The organism is Halomonas hibernica (assembly GCF_013183775.1).
Classification (GTDB): Bacteria; Pseudomonadota; Gammaproteobacteria; order Pseudomonadales; family Halomonadaceae; genus Vreelandella; species Vreelandella citrativorans.
The window spans coordinates 502,990-524,124 of the sequence record NZ_VIFN01000001.1; the positions used below are offsets into that span (position 1 = coordinate 502,990).

19 protein-coding genes are annotated in these 21,135 nt (G+C 53.8%); 15 read left to right on the forward strand and 4 right to left on the reverse strand.

All coding sequences use genetic code 11. From position 1 onward, the window contains the following. Nucleotides 1-2 precede the first annotated feature (2 nt). Nucleotides 3-1,067 carry a hypothetical protein gene (locus FKN99_RS02375; RefSeq protein ID WP_172116394.1) on the forward strand — a complete coding sequence of 355 codons (1,065 nt, stop codon included), beginning with the start codon at nt 3-5 and terminating at the stop codon, nt 1,065-1,067. Here FKN99_RS02375 and xthA read toward each other — a convergent pair. Beyond that, nucleotides 1,060-1,899 carry an exodeoxyribonuclease III gene (xthA, locus tag FKN99_RS02380; RefSeq protein WP_172116395.1) on the reverse strand — a complete coding sequence of 280 codons (840 nt, stop codon included), beginning with the start codon at nt 1,897-1,899 and terminating at the stop codon, nt 1,060-1,062. The two genes, FKN99_RS02375 and xthA, sit on opposite strands and share 8 nt — an antisense overlap. After that, nucleotides 1,899-2,147: a hypothetical protein gene (locus FKN99_RS02385; protein ID WP_172116396.1), complete on the reverse strand. Its 249-nt coding sequence runs from the start codon at nt 2,145-2,147 to the stop codon at nt 1,899-1,901. The genes xthA and FKN99_RS02385 overlap by 1 nt, the downstream gene beginning before the upstream one ends. A 145-nt stretch (nt 2,148-2,292) precedes the next feature. On the opposite strand from FKN99_RS02385, the gene rhlB reads away from it, so the two are divergent. Next, complete coding sequence (rhlB, locus tag FKN99_RS02390; RefSeq protein WP_172116397.1) at nt 2,293-3,567, forward strand: ATP-dependent RNA helicase RhlB; 1,275 nt, start codon at nt 2,293-2,295, stop codon at nt 3,565-3,567. Nucleotides 3,568-3,572: 5 nt separating this feature from the next. Beyond that, nucleotides 3,573-5,702 carry an ATP-dependent DNA helicase DinG gene (gene dinG, locus FKN99_RS02395; protein ID WP_172116398.1) on the forward strand — a complete coding sequence of 710 codons (2,130 nt, stop codon included), beginning with the start codon at nt 3,573-3,575 and terminating at the stop codon, nt 5,700-5,702. Nucleotides 5,703-5,768: 66 nt separating this feature from the next. Here the strand turns inward: dinG and FKN99_RS02400 are convergent, their stop codons facing one another. Further along, a complete protein-coding gene (locus FKN99_RS02400) occupies nt 5,769-6,845 on the reverse strand; it encodes a 3-deoxy-7-phosphoheptulonate synthase (RefSeq protein ID WP_172116399.1) in 1,077 nt (358 codons plus the stop codon). Between the two features lie 329 nt (nt 6,846-7,174). Here FKN99_RS02400 and rpoE point away from each other — a divergent pair, with 329 nt between their 5' ends. The 12 genes from rpoE to acpS all read left to right on the forward strand — a co-directional run bounded on the left by rpoE (nt 7,175) and on the right by acpS (nt 18,416). Further along, nucleotides 7,175-7,774 (forward strand): RNA polymerase sigma factor RpoE, encoded by a 600-nt coding sequence (gene rpoE, locus FKN99_RS02405; protein ID WP_172116400.1) that lies wholly within the window; start codon nt 7,175-7,177, stop codon nt 7,772-7,774. Between the two features lie 356 nt (nt 7,775-8,130). Further along, entirely contained in the window at nt 8,131-8,865 is a 735-nt protein-coding gene (locus FKN99_RS02410) for a sigma-E factor negative regulatory protein (protein WP_172116401.1), read from the forward strand. A gap of 172 nt (nt 8,866-9,037) precedes the next feature. After that, a complete protein-coding gene (locus FKN99_RS02415; protein WP_172116402.1) occupies nt 9,038-9,985 on the forward strand; it encodes a MucB/RseB C-terminal domain-containing protein in 948 nt (315 codons plus the stop codon). A gap of 67 nt (nt 9,986-10,052) precedes the next feature. Next, nucleotides 10,053-10,496 (forward strand): SoxR reducing system RseC family protein, encoded by a 444-nt coding sequence (locus FKN99_RS02420; RefSeq protein WP_172116403.1) that lies wholly within the window; start codon nt 10,053-10,055, stop codon nt 10,494-10,496. 66 nt (nt 10,497-10,562) lie between these two features. Next, entirely contained in the window at nt 10,563-11,978 is a 1,416-nt protein-coding gene (locus FKN99_RS02425) for a DegQ family serine endoprotease (protein WP_172116404.1), read from the forward strand. 194 nt (nt 11,979-12,172) lie between these two features. Continuing rightward, a complete protein-coding gene (gene lepA / locus FKN99_RS02430; RefSeq protein WP_172116405.1) occupies nt 12,173-13,990 on the forward strand; it encodes a translation elongation factor 4 in 1,818 nt (605 codons plus the stop codon). A 14-nt stretch (nt 13,991-14,004) separates the two neighbouring features. Next, a complete protein-coding gene (gene lepB, locus FKN99_RS02435; RefSeq protein WP_172116406.1) occupies nt 14,005-14,808 on the forward strand; it encodes a signal peptidase I in 804 nt (267 codons plus the stop codon). 65 nt (nt 14,809-14,873) lie between these two features. Next, the gene (gene rnc / locus FKN99_RS02440) at nt 14,874-15,566 is read left to right on the forward strand and encodes a ribonuclease III (protein ID WP_087109215.1); all 693 of its coding nucleotides are present in this window, start codon (nt 14,874-14,876) and stop codon (nt 15,564-15,566) included. Then, on the forward strand, nt 15,563-16,462 hold the full coding sequence (gene era, locus FKN99_RS02445; RefSeq protein ID WP_172116407.1) for a GTPase Era: 900 nt from the start codon (nt 15,563-15,565) through the stop codon (nt 16,460-16,462). Before rnc ends, era begins: the two co-directional genes overlap by 4 nt. Before the next feature lie 8 nt (nt 16,463-16,470). Then, entirely contained in the window at nt 16,471-17,163 is a 693-nt protein-coding gene (recO, locus tag FKN99_RS02450) for a DNA repair protein RecO (RefSeq protein ID WP_172116408.1), read from the forward strand. A gap of 35 nt (nt 17,164-17,198) precedes the next feature. After that, the gene (gene pdxJ, locus FKN99_RS02455; RefSeq protein ID WP_172116409.1) at nt 17,199-18,035 is read left to right on the forward strand and encodes a pyridoxine 5'-phosphate synthase; all 837 of its coding nucleotides are present in this window, start codon (nt 17,199-17,201) and stop codon (nt 18,033-18,035) included. A gap of 3 nt (nt 18,036-18,038) precedes the next feature. After that, nucleotides 18,039-18,416 (forward strand): holo-ACP synthase, encoded by a 378-nt coding sequence (gene acpS / locus FKN99_RS02460; RefSeq protein ID WP_172116410.1) that lies wholly within the window; start codon nt 18,039-18,041, stop codon nt 18,414-18,416. Here the strand turns inward: acpS and FKN99_RS02465 are convergent. Continuing rightward, complete coding sequence (locus FKN99_RS02465; protein ID WP_172116411.1) at nt 18,400-21,120, reverse strand: ATP-binding protein; 2,721 nt, start codon at nt 21,118-21,120, stop codon at nt 18,400-18,402. The genes acpS and FKN99_RS02465 overlap by 17 nt on opposite strands. Nucleotides 21,121-21,135: the final 15 nt, after the last annotated feature.

The following is a 21,135-nucleotide window of genomic DNA, read 5'->3' on the forward strand; positions in this document are numbered from 1 at the left end:
GAATGCAGCGTTTAGCATGGATTCTAATGTTCAGTGTTTGGGCTTCTGCCGCCCAGGCCGATGCACCGCTTTCGGGTGACATCATTCGTGATTTGAAAACGCAGCAAGAGCAGTTGCAAAGTGGTGCGTTTGAGACTGTGGCTGAACGCGCCACCGCCCAGGCGAATCGATTGGCTGGAGGAAATGTTTCTGACCGTTGGGCCAGTGCGCTCTACCATCAGCTGGCGGCAAGCGCTTTGGCTCGCCAGGAAAAGCCTGCTCAGGCCGCTGATCATCTCGCATTGGCGCGTCAGACCAGCGGTGTGGGTACAGAGCAGGCAGCGCGTTGGTTGCGTGAAGAAGCGTCGCTGCGGCGTGTGGCGGGGCAAAATGAGCAGGCCATTGATTTATTGAGCGAATGGCTAGAGAGCGAGCAGGATATCGCCGCGCTATGGCAGTTGGTACGTTTGATGGCGCAAGAGGCGCAGTGGGATGCTGCCGCTGAGCAGCTGAATCAGGCCGTTGAGCAAACACAAGCGCTTGATGAGAGCCAGCAAGCGCTGGCGCTTGCCGTACTACGACATTCAGGGCAAAGCGAACAGGCGCTTGGCTGGTTGGTTGAAGGTCTGGGCCCACAAAGCGATAGAGACGCGTGGCAGCAGGCAGCGGGGCTTGCCCAGCAGGCAGGCCAGCCAGGCGTTGCCGCTGGCTTGTGGGAAATGGCGTGGCAGTTGGGCAAGCTGGAAACAAAGGATGACTTTTGGCTACTGGTTCAGTTGCATCGAAGCGGAGGAACGCCTGCGCGGGCCGCTGAACATGTGGAAAATGCCTTGGCGAAGGGGGAGCTTGAGCGAGATGAGCACTCGTTACGCTTGCTCGCCACGTCCTGGCAACAGGCCCGGCACGTCGACAATGCGCTAAGTGCCTGGCAGGCATTGGCTGAATATACCCAAGCGGCCAAGGACTGGCGCCAATATGGGCAGTTGGCTTATGCCTGGGGAAATGAAGAGCAGGCCGAGCAGGCACTTTTTCAGGCAGCTGAGTTGGGCGATGAAGAAGCCAGCCAGTGGCTGGCCAATTTCAATTAACGTCAGAAGGACTGAGCGTAATCGCAAAATCGCTCCAGGTCGGTGCATGGTCGGAGGGGCGTTCCATAGCGCGCAGCTCATAATCGATCCCCGCTGCCTGAATGCAGTCGGCAAGCGGCTGTGTTACTAGAATATAGTCGATCCGTAGGCCACGTTTGGGCTCGCGGTCAAAGCCTTTGGAACGATAATCAAACCAACTGAACTGCTCATTGTTCTCTGGGTAGCAAAGGCGATAGCTGTCGGTTAGTCCCCAGGCTTTGATGCCCTCCAGCCATTCGCGCTCAATCGGCTGAAAACTTGCTTTGCCTTCACGCAGCCAGCGCTTGCGGCTTGCCTCGCCAATGCCGATATCCTGATCTTCAGGTGAAATGTTAAAATCACCCATAATCGCTAGACGCTCGTCCGCACGGTAATGTTCGTTGAGCAGACTTGTGAGTTGGCGGTAAAAGTGCGCTTTATGGGGAAATTTCGTCGGATGGCTAACGTTTTCACCCTGTGGGAAGTAGCCGTTCCAAACGGTGACGGATTCGCCGTCGTCAGCCAGCAAGCGTACGCCAATCATGCGCCGCTGCGCTTCTTCGCCATCATCGGGAAAGCCATAAAAGATGTCCTGGGGCTTTTGGCGGCACATTAACGCCACCCCATAGTGGCCTTTTTGCCCATGGTAATAGACGTGATAGCCCATAGCCTCTACATCGGCCAGGGGGAACTCGCTGTCCTGTACTTTGGTTTCCTGCAGGCCTATAACGTCAGGCTGCTGGGTATCAATCAAGGCCTGCAACTGATGAAGCCGAGCGCGGATGCCGTTGATGTTGAAAGAAACCAATCGCATTACGATTTATCCTCTGGCGTATGATCCGCCTCTTTGTCAGGATGGATGGCGATACTTTGGCCCTCCTGTTGGCGCGCCAGCTTGCGCTCTGCCTGAAGTTTACGCTGCTGCTGCTTTTTGGCGACAAAACGGCGTGAAGAGGTCACCTGGTCGGGGTTATCATGGCGCCACTGTTTATAGTCTTTGCGGCGCCCGGTGCGAATCGTCACCTTGTCAGCCAAAGAACGTGTTTTTTTCTTACGCGTCATGTCGCGCTCCTTATGTCGAATTAAGCCATATTCTAACAGGCTCTGGCCTACCTTCGACAGCAGGACGCGCTCTTAGCGCCAACCCCTGATACAATACGCGCTTCGTGATGCCTAACATTCACAGTAATGGACAGATACATAGCCTATGAGCGAGTCGGAACAGACCATAGCATCGGCCCAGAACCGCAAGCCGAAACGTCGCCGTCGGAAACCGCGTCGCCGCCAGTCTAGCTGGGATCTTCGTCAGTTTCAGGTGCCTGCCGTGGCTGGCAAATGGCGCTTTCATGACTTTGATCTGCCGCTACCGTTGATGCGCGCCATTCATGCCCAAGGGTTTGAATACTGCACACCGATCCAGGCTGAAGCGCTACGTGCAACGCTGCTGGGTGGCGATATAGTGGGTAAAGCGCAAACCGGTACCGGCAAGACGGCTGCATTTTTGATCTCGGTAATGGCGTACTTCCTTGAAGAGCCTGCACCTAATGGTCAAAAGCCCGGTGCGCCGCGAGCACTGATTATTGCGCCTACGCGTGAGTTGGCCCTGCAAATCGAAAAAGACGCCAAGGCGCTTGCTCGCTTTACGCAGTTGAACGTGGCCAGCGTTGTTGGTGGGATGGACTATCAAAAGCAGCGCGAAAGTTTGGGCAAAAAGATTGATATCCTGGTCGCAACGCCAGGCCGCTTGCTGGACTTCCATCAAAAGCGCGATATCGACCTTTCTGAAGTGGAAGTGCTGGTATTGGATGAAGCCGACCGTATGCTGTCGATGGGCTTTATTCCTGACGTGAAGCGTATTATTCGCTACACGCCGAAGACAGAAGAGCGCCAGACGTTCCTGTTTTCTGCCACCTTTACCGACGATATTCTCAATCTGGCCAATCAGTGGACGGTTAACCCAGCCCACGTTGAGATTGAAGTCACGGTTGAAAACCAGGCGGATATTGACCAGCGTGTTTATCTCGTCTCGGACGACGATAAGCAACGTCTGCTGGTAAACCTGCTTGAGCAAGAGAGCTTTGAGCGTGTGATGGTATTCGGTAATCGTCGCGATTTGGTTCGTAAGCTGGATGAGCTGCTGAAAAAAGCCGGTATCAGTGCGGCCATGCTGTCGGGTGACGTACCGCAAAGCCAGCGCATCACTACGCTTGAGCGTTTCCGCGAAGGTGATATTCAAGTACTGGTTGCTACGGATGTGGCAGGCCGTGGAATTCACATTGAAGACGTAAGCCACGTCATCAACTACACGCTGCCTGAAGACCCGGAAGACTACGTTCACCGTATTGGTCGTACCGGTCGTGCAGGTGCCAAAGGCGTTTCCATCAGCTTTGTGGGCGAAGAAGATGCCTTCTCATTGCCTGAGATAGAACGCTATATCAACGGCAAACTGCCCTGCGAACATCCGCCGGAAGGTATGCTGTAAAGCACATGCTTGATGATGCCCTAAAAAGCGATATTCAGGACGCTTATCGTCGCGTGGTGGAAAAGCTTGAGCTGACGCCACGCTACGGGCAGCGCCTGATGATTGCTGAGATTGCCCGCACGTTAGGGGATATCGAAAGCGATAGCGAAGGCAAGCGCACCAGTGACAGCCATGTCTGTGTGCTGGAGGCGGGCACCGGCACCGGCAAAACGCTGGCGTATCTGATCGCTGCATTACCTATTGCGAAAGCGCGTGGTAAGCGGCTGGTCATTTCGACCGCTACGGTTGCCTTGCAAGAGCAAGTGCTGAATCAAGACTTGCCCGCGCTTGCCAGCCATAGTGGCATTGCCTTTCGCTACGCGTTGGCGAAAGGTCGCGGCCGATATGTGTGTGTGGCCAAGCTGGACCAGGTAATGGAAGGCGCTGAGCCTAACCCGACGCTTTCGCTATTCGAGCAGTCGCTGCAAACCGAAAGTAGCGATTTTACCGTGCTTGCCACTGATATGACGGACGCCTATGGGCAGGGGAAGTGGGAGGGCGACCGCGATAACTGGCCCACCACCATTGATGATGCCCACTGGCGGCGGCTAACGGTAGACCACCGCCAATGCACCGGTAGGCGCTGTGGCCACTTTGGCGCCTGTGCCTTTTTTCGCTCGCGTCGTGATCTTGAAAATGCGGATGTCATCGTTGCCAACCATGACCTGGTACTGGCGGATTTGGCGCTGGGAGGTGGGGCGATTTTGCCGGATCCTGCCGACTGCATTTTTGTCTTTGATGAAGGCCATCACCTGCCTGATAAGGCGCTTTCGCATTTCGCCCACCGGTTTGCCGTACACGGCTGTGTGCGTTGGTTAAACACGCTTAAAAGCAGTTTGACCGACCTGAATCAGGCGTTGGCGGTGCAGCCCACCATCGCGCGCTTACTGGCAAGCCTGCCCGAGGCCATCCATGGCCTGGAACCTGTGCTAGGCGATGTGTTTAGCGTAGGGCACCAGCTGGCAGGGCGGCCCAATGGGCTGTCCGATGAAGAAAACATACTGCAATCGCGGTTTGAAAAAGGCCAGGTGCCTGATGCACTGCGTGAACAGGCGCAGCAACTGCTGGTGATGTTTGCCACGCTCTCGCGCTGTCTGGAAAGCATCAGCGAGATTCTGCGTGAAAGCCTTGATCCTGATAAGCAGACCGGGCTTGATCGCGAACAAGCGGAAAGCTGGTTGCCACTGGTCGCCCTGCTGCATGGCCGCGCCCTGGAAGCCCACGCCTTATGGCAAGCGTTTAGTGAACAGGATGCCCCTAACGTGCCGCCAAGTGCTCGGTGGCTTACGCTAAGTCGGGTGGCGGGTGAGCCCGAGATTGAGTTTTCTGCAAGCCCTGTATCAGCGGCCCATACACTTGCCAGGCATTTGTGGGGGCGCTGCCATGGCGCAGTGGTCACCTCGGCAACGCTGACTGCATTGGGTCGATTTGAACGCATTCAGGAGCGCGCCGGGTTAGCTAATCGGTACCGCTACCAGGCGTTGCCCAGCCCGTTTGATTATGCCAATGCGGTGCTGCGTGTGCCAAAGGAGGCGACGGACCCGGGTGATCGCGATGCACATGAAAATGCGATCGCTCAGTTTGTCACGCAATTGACCGATAAGGAGGCGGCCCTGGTGCTGTTTTCTTCTCGTGCGCAGCTTCGCGCGGTAGAGAAAAGTCTGCCAGCGGCCATCAGAGAGCGGGTGCTTGCCCAGGATGCGCTGCCCAAACGAGAGTTAATTGAGCGGCACCGCGCGGCGGTCGACAAGGGCAAAGGCAGTATTATTTTTGGGCTAGCCAGTTTTGCTGAAGGGATTGATCTGCCTGGTGACTATTTGACCCACGTGGTGATCACGCGGCTGCCGTTTTCAGTGCCGGATGACCCGGTAGGGGCGACGCTTGCCGAGTGGATCGAGAGCCAGGGCGGGAACTCGTTTATGCGTATTAGCGTGCCGGATGCCTCGATTAAACTGGTGCAGGCCTGTGGGCGGCTGATTCGTAAAGAGAGCGACCAGGGGGTCATTACGTTGTTGGACAAGCGTGTGATTACCCGGCGCTACGGTCAGGCGCTACTGGATGCTTTACCACCGTTCAGGCGCGAGATTCACCCATAAGCCACCTGTAATCATCTGCCCCCCGCTATGGCATACGCCATAGCGGGGCATGTGCATGCAGTCAGGTTACTGCGCAATGCGCTTGGCAAGTGCCGGTGCCAGCTTATCGTTCATGCGGGTAAACGTTTCTACCGTCGTATCCCAGTCGATGCAGGCATCCGTAATGGAGACGCCGTACTGCAGTTGGCTTAGGTCCGCGGGGACTTTTTGATTGCCCCAGCCGATATTGGATTCCACCATCAGGCCGATGATAGAGGTGTTGCCTTCAAGGATTTGGTTGGTCACGTTCTCCAATACCAATGGCTGTAAAGCCGCGTCTTTATTAGAGTTGGCGTGAGAACAGTCGATCATGATATTGGCAGAAAGATTGGCTTTTTTAAGCTCTTTTTCAGCCAGCGTCACGCTAACACTGTCGTAATTGGGTTTGCCGTTACCGCCCCGTAGAACGACGTGGCCGTATGCGTTACCCCGGGTGCGAATAATGGCTACTTGACCGGCTGGGTTAATGCCCAGGAAATTATGCGGGCTCGCCACGGACTGCAGCGCATTGATAGCGACGTCCAGGCTGCCATCGGTTCCGTTCTTAAAACCGACCGGTGAGGAGAGGCCTGAGGCCATTTCGCGGTGGGTTTGTGACTCAGTGGTACGTGCACCAATCGCTGACCAACTGATACAGTCTTGCAGATATTGAGGCGAAATGGGATCGAGTGCTTCGGTCGCCAGCGGCAAGCCAATGTCCGCCAGGTCGACCAGCAGCTTGCGCGCAATATGCAGGCCTTCATCAATCTCAAAGGAGTCGTTGAGGTGCGGGTCGTTGATAAGGCCTTTCCAGCCGACCGTTGTGCGAGGCTTTTCAAAATACACGCGCATCACGATATAAAGACTATCGCTGACCTGGTCGGCCAGTTTGCGCAAGCGGCGGGCGTAATCCAGCGCTGCGTCTACATCGTGGATAGAGCAGGGGCCGACGACAACTAACAGGCGTGGATCTTTACCATCCAGAATATTCTGAATGGTTTGACGCCCTTCAATGACCGTACGTTCAGCGGTATCGGTAAGAGGAACCGCCCGCTTGAGTGCGTCGGGCGTGGTGAGGACATCCTGAGCGAGGACGTTAAGGTTATGGACCTGTTGTTCTGACATCTAGCTACCTATGCGTGCGCAGTGAGCGAAAAATAACGCCTACTATGGCGTGTCAGGGTGGTAAAAATCAATTCTTGAGGAACTTGAAAGCGTTGAGCAGTGTCAGCTTCAAGATTTTGCAAGTAGTGTGTAAGCGCTTGATGCCTCGTACAGAACGCGTAACACTTAGCGTTATGAATCATAAACACAGCGGCATATTGGTCGCCGCTGTCATCATTGTCATTAATTAATGCCCAAGGGACGCTATGCTGCTTGCTGTGAAGGCCCGCTCAAAAGGGGTGACAGAAATAGGGCTCGACGCATGTCGTACGAGCTGGAGGGGCGTGTGAATGGGCACTCGGGAAACGGATCAACAGCTTGTCGAACGTGCCCAAAAAGGTGATACGCGCGCGTTTGATCTGCTGGTAAAAAAATACCAGCATAAAATTATTGGTTTGATCGGTCGCTACGTACACGATCACTCTGAGGTCCAGGACGTGGCCCAGGAGGCGTTTATCAAAGCCTATCGAGCGCTCGGTAAGTTTCGTGCTGAAAGTGCTTTCTATACTTGGATGTATCGCATTGCTATCAATACGGCTAAAAACCATCTGGTATCTCGGGGCCGACGGCCACCTGGTAGCGACCTGGACATCGTGGATGCAGAGCTTGTCGACCAGAGTGGCCGATTGGCAGATGCCGAGTCGCCAGAAGCCGCTATCGCACGTGATCAGCTTGAAGCCGCCGTTTTTGAGGCGATTGAAAAGTTACCGGACGATCTACGTACGGCCATTACGCTGCGCGAACTGGATGGCCTTGCCTACGAAGATATTGCTCAGGTAATGCAGTGCCCAGTGGGGACTGTGCGTTCGCGGATTTTTCGCGCGCGTGAAGCGGTGGATGAACACATTCGACCGTTAGTGACGACCGCACGGAACAGTCGCGACGAATAGTGGTCGATAGAACTGAATAAACACAGTGCTGCTGGAAGTTGCCGATAGAAGTTACAGGTAACGGTCAGGACACAGAAAATTACGTTTTTCCTTTTTTTGTGAACTGTCTGGCAGGCAAAGCGTCATACTCATCAGTTGCTTCCGTTGAACGGATGAGAACAAGCAGCCGTGACGCTTTAGAGCTACCATGTCGCATCAAGCGGCTGATGTACCAAAGAATGAGGCAGCATCATGCGAGGTGCGTTGCACTAAGCGAGTTGTTATCAGATCTTGGCCAGTGGAGTTGTTACAGCGGTCGCTGCTTATTTGCCGTGCTGCGGTAAGGCTTCATTTAACACAGTGTGAGGGTGTGAAGTATGAGTCAAAACACACGGGAATCGCTTTCAGCATTAATGGATAGCGAAAGTGATGAGCTGGAACTACGCCGAGTGTTGAAGGCACTGCCAAATGATGCTGATGCGGCAGATACGTGGCGACGTTACCACTTGGCTCGTAGCATGATGCAGCGTGAGCGGAGTGTTGATGTGAGCGCCGACCTTTCCGCCGGTATTATGGCGCGTTTACAGGATGAACCTGCTCCGATGATGGCTGACGCCCCAGCGTCAACCCCTGCTCGGTCAAGTAACATCTCTTTTGCTCGCGGCGCCGGTGTTGCAGCAGCGGTATCACTTATGGTGATTACTGGTGTTCAGTTCTTTGGTGCTGACGGTGAAAGTATTGAGCCAGGCAACACTATTGCGGCAACGTCCTCGACGGGCGGAGGTGCAGCGGGTCAGGTTCAGCCTGTCAACCTTGCCGCCTCGCAGCCAGCGTCAATGACCTCTGCCAGCATGCCGATGTTTGAACCAACGCCTTTTCGGGTTAATGGTCAAGCGCAAAACGGGCTAATGAACGTAAGCGAAACGGGCTTTGCTTCAGCCGCCGTGGCTCAAAGTGCTCCTGCACAGCAAGGTACCACTATCGATGTTGATCAGATCAGGCTTCTGCAGTCGTATCTGGAGCAGCATTCTCAGGGTGCCGCTTATGGCAATGGCGAAAGCTGGATGCCATTGATGCGTTCTTCTGTCACTGAACCGCTAGGCCAACGCTAACCTGTTATGACAATGTTTCCGGAGTGAGGCACCTGAATACGCATTTTAAACACGTATTCGTAAGGTATAACTCGGGAAAATGCCTTGTTTTCGAGATAGGCATTTGAAAGATGGCAGGTAACAGTAACAGCAGGCTAAGAGTGGCTACCGATAGATAAGGGAATAAACCCGCATGATGGTGACCTGGCGAAACAGGTGGATGGCTTCTGCTGCGTTATTGAGCATTAGCCTGTTGCCTTTACAGCTCTATGCACAAACTGATGAACGGGGCATGTGTGCGGATGTGCCCTCTGAAAATGCATCTGGCAATGTTCAGGTGTGGCTGGAAAGAAGTTTACAGGCGAGCCATTGTTATACGTTTCAAGCGCGGGCCGTGGCGATTAATGCCATTGATGTGCGCACGCTAGCGCTTTCTCATCGCATTCAGGATGGTGTTCGCCAGCAAGTTGTTCAGCAGCTTGATGGCCCTTCTGTAAGCGTCGAGCGCCGCTCCCGCGTAGGACAGCTGGCTTGGTCAGAAAAAAGCGAAAACGGTGCGTTCCCTTCTCTGGAAGGGTGGGTTGACCACGCTTCTCAGTTTTACGATATTTCGCTGGATGAAGACGTCCGAGTCGCTGGGCGCGAGGCGGCAACGCTTCGATTTGAGCCGCATGACCAGCAGCGTTATACCCATGAGTGGTGGTTGGATAATGCAACCGGCTTATTGTTAAAACACGTGCTAAGCGATTCAACGGGTCGTATTTTAGAAACCTTTCAAATAACACAATTAAATGAGCCCGAGCGTTATACAGGTCAGGTTGTCATTGATGCGTTGCCCGTCAGCACAGAGCCCGCTTGGCAGCCTTCATGGCTGCCCGAAGGGTTTGTCGCTCAGCCGACATTCTCCCAGGATGACGAGGCGCATCAGCGTTTGTATAGCGACGGTTTGGCCACCATTAGTATTTTTGCCGAGCCTCAAGCGGGGCCGCAAGAGTTGAATCGCGGCGTTCACCAAATTGGTGTTTCGTCGATAGCGGTTGACGAATATGCTGAAGGCGAGCAGTACTGGCAGCTCGTCGGTATTGGTGAAGTTCCCCCTTCAATGCTTCAGCGTATTGTTCAATCGGTTGAGTTTGACTAAATTTTCTTATTTACATTGTGCGCATGTTCTACAGCTCAATCAGTCCAGCCAAGGTATTAATGCGTTGATGAAATCTGAAAGTGATGCCTTGCTGCGTGCCGGTCGCGTTGTTGGCTACACCCCGCGTGGGCTGTTAGTCGATGTGTCGGTTAAAGAGAGTTGCCAGCAGTGTGCCCAGGGCCGTGGATGTGGCATGGGCGTGTTGGCGCGTCAGCAGCACCAGCGTATTGAAGTCAAAACTCCTTATGCCTCCCAACTTTGCGAGCACTACCCGCTTGGCACAAGCGTAACGCTTACTCTTGGCCGTTCCGATATTACCCTGTTAGCCTTGCTTGTCTATGCGCTGCCGTTATTGGTTGCGCTACTGTTGTCAGGAGGGGTTGCAGCGTTAGGTGGGACTGAGTGGTGGGCGCCCGCCAGTTTTTTTATGACGCTGTTCATTGGATGTGTGATTTTAAAAAAATTGCTTAGCGGGCGAACGGAACGCTTTCGCCCTCAATTGGTCAGTTAGGCGTCCTGCATCTCATGGTGAGTTGCACTCCCTTCGTTTGATGTCTGCTTTATTAGGAGCTCTTACATGAAGCGCTTGGTTCTTCCTTCCGCATTATGGCTATGCATGGCCACATTATTGATGATAGGCCAAAATGCCTATGCCTATAATTTACCCGATTTCACAGAGTTAGTTGAAGAGGCCGCGCCAGGCGTTGTCAATATTTCAACCAGCCGTACCGTGCAACGCAGTAGTGGCCCTTCAATGGGTGGGTTCGGTGGGCAAGAGATACCTGAGATTTTCCGGCATTTTTTCGGCGATAGTTTTCCAACCCCGCCAGGTAGTGGCGGACAAGGGCGTGGTGAAGAGCGTCAGTCGCTGGGGTCTGGGTTCGTGATTAGCGATGATGGCTATATCATGACTAACGCCCACGTTGTCCAGGATGCTGACGAGATATTGGTGCGCTTGAATGATCATCGAGAGCTTTCCGCTGAGTTGATCGGTAGCGATGCTCAGACCGACGTTGCACTTTTAAAAATTGATGCTTCTGAATTACCGGTCTTGAATCTTGGCAATTCTGACGATCTTAAAGTGGGTGAGTGGGTAGCTGCGATTGGCTCTCCGTTCGGGTTTGATCATTCCGTCACTGCAGGCATTATCAGCGCGATTAATCGCACATTGCCGCGTGATGCCTACGTTCCTTTTATTCAAACGGATGTGGCGATCAACCCAGGTAATTCCGGTGGGCCGCTGTTTAATCTTGACGGAGAAGTCGTTGGGATTAACTCGCAAATCTTTACCCGTAGCGGCGGCTTTATGGGGCTTTCGTTTGCGATACCCATTAATGTCGCCATGGACGTTGCTGATCAACTGCGTGAAGAGGGGCGCGTTGATCGCGGTTGGCTAGGCGTCATGATTCAACCTGTATCTCAGGATTTGGCCGAATCCTTTGGTATGGAAAACGCAAGTGGGGCGCTCATTGCTGACCTTGACCCGGAAGGTCCTGCAGCGCAAGGCGGCTTGCGTGCTGGCGACGTGATTACTGGCGTCAATGGCGAAGAGGTTGATCGCTCAAGCACGCTGCCGCGCTTAATTGGCCGTGTTACGCCTGGAAGTGATGTGGAGCTTACCTTAATGCGCGATGGCGAAGAGGTAACGGAGACGGTAGCGCTGGGGCATTGGCCCGATTCCGAAGCAGCCACACAGGGTGATGAAAGCAACAATCAGGTGCGTTTGGGCATTTCGGTTGCCGAGTTGGATGACGCGATGCGTGAGCGCCTAAATATTGAGGGGGGCGTTGCAGTGCGTCAGATTGAGCCGGATAGCGTTGCCGCTCAAGCGGGCCTCCATGTTGGCGATGTACTGGTAAGTGTTGATCACCGCAGCGTGTCTTCTCCGGATGAGTTGTTAGACATTGTTGAACAGCTACCCAGTGATCGGGCAATTCCAGTACGTGTTTACCGTGAGGGGCGCTCACTGTTTTTAGCTTTACGCCTGGAATAAGACCTTCTCTGCCTACCCAGTCCGGCGGTTCTCGCCGGACTGCTGTTCCTATCCCGCACATATCGCTACAATAGCGCTTATCTTTTTAACGGAAATAGGCAAAGTGGCCAACATGCCAGCTGTTTTCGGGCTTTAAACTCTCGAGGCGGCTGGTAATAAAGCCGCTTACGTACCACTAAGGCAGACCACTCTCGATGTCCCACGACGTTTCTAGCAGTAATTTAAAGAACATAAGAAACTTCTCAATTATCGCTCATATCGATCACGGGAAATCAACGCTCTCTGATCGCTTGATCCAAACCTGCGGTGGATTGACCCAGCGTGAGCTTAAAGAGCAAGTGCTCGACTCCATGGACATTGAGCGCGAGCGTGGTATCACCATTAAAGCGCAATCGGTGACGCTCGATTACACTGCGGCCGATGGCGAGGTGTATCAGCTTAATTTCATCGATACGCCAGGCCACGTGGATTTCTCCTATGAAGTATCGCGCTCACTGTATGCCTGCGAAGGGGCGCTGCTGGTCGTAGATGCGGGCCAAGGGGTTGAGGCGCAGTCGGTGGCTAACTGCTATACCGCCATCGAGCAGGGCCTGGAAGTATTGCCGGTCCTCAATAAAATCGATTTACCCCAGGCCGACCCGGACAAGGTGGCGCAAGAGGTTGAGGAAATCATTGGTCTCGACGCCACAGACGCTTGTCAGGTGTCCGCCAAAAGCGGTATCGGCATTGAAGGACTGCTTGAACGTTTGGTGCGTGATATTCCGCCGCCCAAAGGTGACCGGAATGCCCCCCTGCAAGCATTGATCATTGACTCCTGGTTTGATAACTATCTGGGCGTAGTCTCGCTGGTGCGCTTGTTTGATGGCACGCTGCGCAAGGGCGACAAGATCCGTATCAAGTCAACGGGCCGCGACTGGAACGCCACTGAAGTGGGCATTTTTACTCCGTTGCGCAAAGAGACCAATATCCTGCGCGCGGGTGAGGTGGGCTTTATTGTCGCAGGCATTAAAGAGATTCACGGTGCGCCGGTGGGTGACACTATCACGCATACCAAAACGCCCGACGTGCCGCGTCTGCCTGGTTTTCAGAAGGTGAAACCTCAGGTGTATGCCGGGATGTTCCCCGTCAGTGCTGATGACTACGAAGACTTCCGGGATGCGCTTGAAAAGCTCGCGCTTAACGATGCCTCTTTAGAGTATGAACCGGAAAACTCGGATGCTCTGGGCTTTGGTTTTCGCGTCGGTTTCCTGGGCACGCTCCACATGGAGATTATCCAGGAGCGGCTTGAGCGCGAATACAATATTGACCTGATTACCACGGCACCTACCGTGGTATACGAGCTTGCGATGAAGAATGGTGATGTCACTTACATCTCCAACCCCTCCAAACTGCCGGATATGGCAGACGTGGATGAGATGCGTGAGCCCATCGTGAGGGCCAGTATTCTGGTGCCTCAGGAGTTTGTGGGTAACGTCATTACCGAGTGTGAGCAGCGCCGCGGTACCCAGAAAGACATGCAGTTCCTGGGTAACCAGATTCAGTTAGCCTATGAGTTGCCGATGTCGGAAGTGGTCATGGATTTCTTCGACCGCCTGAAATCCATCTCACGCGGTTACGCGTCGCTTGAGTACAATTTCGAGCGTTTCGAAGCGGCCAAGTTGGTGCGCCTGGACGTGCTGATCAATAGCGAAAAGGTAGATGCCCTCGCGGTGATTATTCACCGTGATCATGCCCATAGCCGCGGCCGGCTGCTGGTCGAAAAAATGAAAGAGCTGATTCCGCGCCAGATGTTTGACGTGGCCATTCAGGCCGCTATCGGTGGTCAGGTAGTGGCGCGCTCTACCGTAAAAGCCCTGCGTAAAAACGTAACGGCAAAATGTTATGGCGGTGATGTAAGCCGTAAGAAAAAACTGCTGGAAAAACAGAAAGCCGGTAAAAAACGGATGAAGCAGGTGGGGCGCGTTGAAATTCCCCAGGATGCCTTCCTCGCTGTGCTCAAGGTTAACGACTAGGGAAGGTTTCCTTTATGGATTTTTCATTACTGCTGGTACTGGCCGTTGTAATTTCAGGGGTCGTTTATTTTATCGATGTGATTTGGCTGCGGCCTAAGCGTCGTGAGCGGTTGGCGAAAGCAGAGGAAGCCGCTGCTGGGAACATCGATGCACCAACACAGGAAAAACTTTTAAAAGAGCCTTGGCCGGTCGATTATGCGCGCTCTTTTTTCCCGGTACTTCTGGTGGTATTGGTAGTACGCAGTTTTATTGTCGAACCGTTTCAAATTCCATCGGGTTCAATGCGGCCTACGCTGGAAGTAGGCGATTTTATCCTGGTGAACAAGTTTGCCTACGGCTTGCGTTTGCCGGTGGTTCACAACCGTATTTTGGAGGTTGGTGAGCCTGAGCGTGGCGATGTGATGGTGTTTCGCTTCCCGGATGAGCCATCGGTCAACTTTATCAAACGGGTGGTAGGCCTTCCGGGCGACCGTATTCGCTACGAAGATAAACAGCTTTATGTGAACGGCGAACTGGTCACTAAAACGTTATTGGAAGAAGGCCCCGATGCCTCGCCACAAGAGCTATTATTAGAAGAGCAGTTGGGTAGCGTGCGCCATACTATCTACAACAACCCCCGCGACCCAGGACCGCAAATGCGCGAAGTTGAAGTGCCTGAAGGTCACTACTTCATGATGGGCGATAATCGCGATCACTCCAACGATAGCCGTTACTGGGGGTTTGTGCCGGAAGAGAATATCGTGGGTCGTGCATTTGCTGTTTGGATGCATTGGGACGGCGGGTTGCCCAGCTTTAATACGGTGCGACGCATTGAATGAATAAGTTTATGTCAGCCCTGGTTAGTCATGTCACTAATAGTTAACGTCAATGACGTAGGAGCCTTGTGAGTAATCCTTTAAACGCTTTTTGCCGACGAATCGGCCATACCTTTGGCGACGAGACGCTCTTGGAACTGGCCATGACGCACCGAAGCTACGGTGGTCGTAACAATGAGCGCCTGGAGTTTCTGGGTGATTCAATTGTTAATTTCGTTATCGCAGAAGCCTTGTTTCAACGTTTCCCTCAAGCGCGGGAAGGGCAGTTATCGCGCCTTCGCGCGCGTTTGGTGAAAGGCCAAACACTTGCTGAGCTCGCCCGTGAAATGACCTTTGGAGAATGCTTGCGCTTGGGGTCGGGGGAAATGAAAAGCGGAGGGCATCGCCGTGAGTCGATTCTCGCCGATGCGGTTGAAGCGATAATTGGTGCCATTTACCTGGACGCCGGCATGGATGTTGTCCGGGAGCGCGTGCTTTCCTGGTACGCCGAGCGTCTAGAGAATATCTCGTTACAAGATACCCAGAAAGACCCTAAAACACGCTTACAAGAGTTTTTGCAGTCGCGTCAGTCAGCGCTGCCGCGCTATGAAGTGGTCTCTGTAAAGGGCGAGGCGCATGCCCAGACCTTTACCGTGGAGTGCTACATTGAGCTACTAAGCAAGCATACCACCGGTAAAGGCCCTAGTCGCCGCCATGCTGAACAGCAAGCGGCAGAAGAAGCGCTTTCGTACCTTGAGAAAAAACCAGGAGACAAATCATGAGCCAATCCTGCGGCTTTGTGGCCATTGTTGGACGGCCTAACGTAGGCAAATCAACCCTCATGAATCGTATTCTGGGGCAAAAAATCTCGATTACCTCTCGGCGTCCGCAAACCACGCGCCATCAGGTAATGGGTATTAAAACGGTTGAAGATACGCAGTTTATTTACGTGGATACACCGGGCATGCACATCATGTCCAAAGACCGTAATAAAGCCATCAACCGCTTTATGAACCAGGCGGCTACCCAAGCACTTCGTGATGTTGACTGTGTGGTATTTATTATTGATCGTACCCGCTGGACTGACGAAGACCAGGCCGTGCTCAAGCGTCTTGAGCATGTTAAGGCACCGGTTATTCTGGCCGTCAATAAGGTGGATCGTCTACAGGATAAGGGCGACTTACTACCCTGGCTTGCTGAAGTGGGCGCGCGGCGTGAGTTTGCAGCCGTTGTACCTATTTCAGCCAAGCACGGCACCCAGGTAGAAACGCTGGAAGAGGAAGTGGCTAAACACCTGCCAGAAAGCGTGCACTTCTTTCCGGAAGACCAGATTACCGACAAGAGCCTGCGCTTTATGGCCGCTGAGCTGGTGCGTGAAAAAGTCATGCGTCAGTTGGGTGACGAGTTGCCCTACCAGATGACCGTTGAGATTGAAGAGTTCCGCGAAGCCGGGCGCGTCACGCATATCAGTGCGCTGATTCTGGTGGAACGCCAAGGGCAGAAAGTCATCCTGATCGGCGAAAACGGTGACCGGATCAAGAGCATCGGCCGCGAGGCGCGCCTGGATATGGAGCGCGTGCTGGGTACCAAGGTCATGCTTAATATGTGGGTCAAGGTGAAGCGCGGTTGGTCTGATGACGAGCGTGCCTTGAAAAGCCTGGGTTACGACCTCGATTGAGTGTCGCAATGTCAGCGGAGCCCGCTTTTTTACTGCATCGTAAACCCTACCGTGAAACCAGCGCGTTAGTCGATTTACTGACGCTTAATAATGGCCGTATTCGCGCTGTTGCCCACGGAGGGCAGCGGCCGGGGTCCAAGTCGCGTCAACGACTACAGCCGTTTACGCCGCTGTTTGTTAGCTGGCGCGGCGAACGCGATTTGAAACGCCTCACGTTGATGGAGTCGCGTGGACAAACGGCATTACTGGCAGGAGAGGGGCTCCTATGCGGTCTTTACGCGAATGAAATCGCCACCCGGCTGCTGCCCCTGGAACTTGCTGCGCCCGATGTTTTTGCCTTCTATACGGCGCTGCTTGAAGCGCTGCCAATGCCTTCCAAGCGCGCTCTTGCCTTGCGGCGGTATGAGTGGGCATTGCTGGATGCGCTTGAAGCTACCCCGCGTTTTTGTACGCCAGATAATAATGTGCTGGACCCGCAAGCCCGCTATCGGTTTGATGCACAAAGCCGTGCTTTTCTTCCCGCAGAGCAGGGGCTTGAAGGGCGTGCATTGCGTTATATTGAGCAGGGTGACTGGCAACATGCGGGGCTAGCAAGCGTTCTTAAGTCAGTCATGCGGGCGGCACTAGCACCGCATTTGGGGTCTGCTGCGCTGCGCTCTCGGGAGCTAATGATGGCACTGGCCCGCCGGCGTCAGCCATAGTTCATGCTTATGACTTTTTTGGAATGGAGATAGTTATGCATCCTCCGCGTATTCTACTGGGCGTTAATATCGACCATATCGCCACGCTGCGTCAGGCACGTGGTACCCGCTACCCGGACCCGGTACAGGCTGCTTTGTTGGCTGAAGAAGCGGGCGCAGATGGCATTACGGTGCATTTACGCGAAGACCGCCGCCATATACAGCTTCGCGATGTCAGGCTGTTGGCGGACGTGTTGAATACCCGTATGAATTTAGAGATGGCAGTGACCGAAGAGATGCTCGCGTTGGCTGAAGAGGTGCGCCCTGCACACGTATGCCTGGTACCTGAAAAACGCGAAGAACTTACCACAGAGGGCGGTCTGGATGTGGTCGGTAGTTTTGATGCGGTTGCCAAAGCGTGCGAGCGGCTGAAAAACGCAGGCTGTGACGTATCGCTGTTTATTGATCCTGATGAAGCGCAAATTGATGCGGCTCATCGCGCTGGTGCCCCAACGATTGAACTGCACACCGGTGCTTATGCAGAAGAGAAGCTGGGGAGTGACGCCGCAAATGCTGAGTATCAGCGTTTAACCGCAGCAGCGACTCAGGCCGTTTCCTTGGGGCTGGTGGTTAACGCTGGGCATGGCCTTCATTACCATAATGCAGAAGCGATAGCCGCACTACCTGGGGTGAATGAGCTGAATATCGGGCACGCCATTATTGCTCGCGCGCTGTTTGTTGGCCTCAAAGAGGCTGTTCAGGAAATGAAGCGGCTTATTATTGCAGGCCAGGAAGCGGGGTTGATGGCGGCTTTAGATGCTCACGATCATGAACATAGCCATGAGCATGCAGATGAGCATACGCATGGTCATCATGACTGCTGTGGTCACTAACAGATGATTGTGGGGATTGGTTCCGATATTGCCCGGGTGGCGCGTTTTACCCGGGCAGTTGAGCGTCATGGGCCACGTTTTGCTCAGCGTATTTTGGGAGCTGACGAATACGCGATATGGCAGCAAAAAGGCGAACCGGTGGCTTACTTGGCGAAAAGATTTGCCGCTAAAGAAGCGTTTGTAAAAGCACTAGGGCTTGGCCTTCGAGGCGGCATGCAGTGGGGGGACATCCAAGTGGTTAATGACCCCTTGGGGAAGCCCTTTTTGCAGTTGAGCCATGAGGCCAAGCGGCTAATGCAGGCATCCGGCGCGACGACCAGCCATATCACGCTAAGTGATGAAGCGGAGTACGCGGTTGCCTTTGTCATTCTGGAGCGTTAGACCCATCGGCCAGCCTGCTTCGATGAGTACGCAAGCGTGCCATTGCGGTGTACAACGCTTCCAGGAGGCTCTCCACATGACTGAGCCCGCTGGTGCGTAACCGCGTCTCAAGGGTTTCTACCAATAGGGCTAGCTCAGGTGCGCCGCAGTAACGGCTTGCTCCATTGAGCCCATGCACCCAGTCCAGCAGCATCGCCAGGTTTTTCTGGGCATAGGCGGCACGCATTTGCGTTTCTGTTTCATCCAGGCTGTCAATCAGGCGTATAAGCTGTGCATAGGCAACGCTCTCTTTGCCGCCCGCAAGCTGTGTGCCCATGGTTAAATCGACGGCCGCGAGTGCTTCACTGGCAAATTCAGTAGTGTCTTTTCGTTGCAAGGTTGCCGTTGATGTCACGGTAGGCAGAGAAGGGGGTACGGCCAAAAAACGCAGCAACAGCTGTTGTAGCTGCGCCTCATCAACAGGCTTTATCAGTACATCATCCAGCCCAGCCGCCAGCCACTGCTGACGTTCACTGTTTAAAGCATGAGCGGTTACCGCAATAATAGGGCAGCGTGACCAGTGATTATTGATACGGCGCAGTGCCTGACTGGTTTCAACGCCGTCCATACCCGGCATACGAATATCCATTAGCACCATGTCAGCCGTGTAATTAACTGCCAAGGCAAGCGCTTCATGCCCGCTATCGGCAAGCGTAATACGCAGTTGATCCGTTTCAAGCAGCGCCTTAAGCAGCTCACGGTTGGAGGCATTGTCGTCAACAATCAAAATATCAATGACGGAAGGGTCCGTAGGCGGAGGCGCTTTTGATTGAGCGGACGCTATTTCTTTATCTGCAGGCTGCAGTAAATGGCGCAATGTCGTGACCAGCTGAGCGCGAGTGAAAGGTTTGCAGAGCATTTCCCCGCCATGAGGAAGCTCCCAAGGCGGTAAGTCATAGCTGGTGGTGTTTGCCAGAATCAATACGGGGCAGGCGGCTTGCTCAATCAAATCTCGCCAGTAGTCTCTCCTCTCTATTTCGAACTCATCTTGATCCAGGCATAACATCAGTAGGTCTTCGGGCTCATTAGCGGTAAAGGCGACGGGAATAGCCCCCCAGCGCTCTAGCAAGTACTCAAGCGTATTGCGAGTAGGCGTATGGGTTTCATAAAGACGTACGACCGGGCTTTTCAGAGTAAGCTCTGCGGGGCGTTCGCCGCTTTGGTTAGCCAGTAGTGGAAGAGTAAATGAGAACGTTGAGCCGTGGCCTACCTCGCTTTCCACGCTGATAGTGCCGCCCATTCGCTCAATCAACTGGCGGCAAATCGATAAGCCCAGCCCGCTACCGCCAAATTGGCGTGAATGGCTGGGTTTTGCCTGGGAAAAAGCGCTAAAAAGCTGTTTTTGATGCTCTTCGCTCAAACCAATGCCGGTATCACTAACACTGATACGCAGTACCACGTGCTGGCCTTCCTGGGTGTCGAGCATCACACGAACAATAACGTCGCCTTCGTGGGTAAACTTGAGTGCATTGCCGACCAGGTTACTAAGCACCTGATGAATACGCAGCGGGTCGCCGCTAAGCGGCGTAGGCACATCATCGTAAATCATTGCCACCAAGTGCAGATGTTTACGTTGCGCCTCAGGCGCATGCAGGCCAATTACTTCATCCAAAAGCGATACAATATCAATGTCGACTTCTTCAAGTGTGAGGCGATTTGCTTCAAGCTTGGAAAAATCGAGCACGTCATTGACGAGCATTAGCAGGTTGTCGCAGGCACGGTGAACGTGCTCTAACCACCCCTGTTGGCGGTTATCCAACCTGGAGCGGCTCAGTAACCGGCAAAAACCGATAATGCCATTGAGTGGCGTGCGTATCTCATGGCTCATATTGGCTAAAAATTCGGATTTAACGGCATTCGCACGGAGCGCGCTGCGGTGGGCCAGGTCGAGCTTGATATTTTGCTCTTCAATGGTTTCCATTGATTCCTGCAATTCGCTGGTCGCCTGCTCAATCTGGGTCTGCATATCGCGCTGCGACTGCTGAAAGTGCTCAGCCAGGCTATTCACATGAACGGCTAGTTGGCGAAGTTCGCTTGGCCGTGCAGGCGTTAATTGCAGCCGATAGTCGCCACGAGATAAGCGATATAAGGCCTGGTTAGCTTCCTCAATAGGCCGGGAAATATACCGACTGACAGCAAAGGCACCCAGAAACAGCAGTAGCCCTAATAGCATGCCGCCCAGGCTTAAACTGGCCAACAGTTTGTAGCGTTCAAGCGTCAAAGGGCGGGCGTTTGCCTCGGCTTCAAGCCAGCCCACCCCGGTCGGGTTTATGTTGGGGAGCACGCTATCAAGAGGGACTAGAAGTCGCCAAATATGCTCTTCTTCTTCTATCAGGGGAGCGCTGGGCGCTGTTAAACGTAGCTGAGGCGGGGTGGAGCGGCCTAACACGAACAAACGGTTACCTTGCTCATCGAAGAGGCTGACAGAACTAAGCCCATAGCGGTCCAACAGCCGTCGAGAAAGCCTTTCCATACGCTGAAAGTCTGCGTCTGCCATGGCAAGCTGGAAACTGGGGGTTAATAGCTCACCGGCATCTTTAAGTCGCTCGTGAAGCGCCGCACGTTCAGCCGTATCACTTTGCACCATGAGCAAAATAGCCATCATGGCGTACACCAGAAGCGGAAAGCCAAGTAGCGCGAACAGCAAACGCGTGTTTAAAGACATGGAAGAAACTCGTTG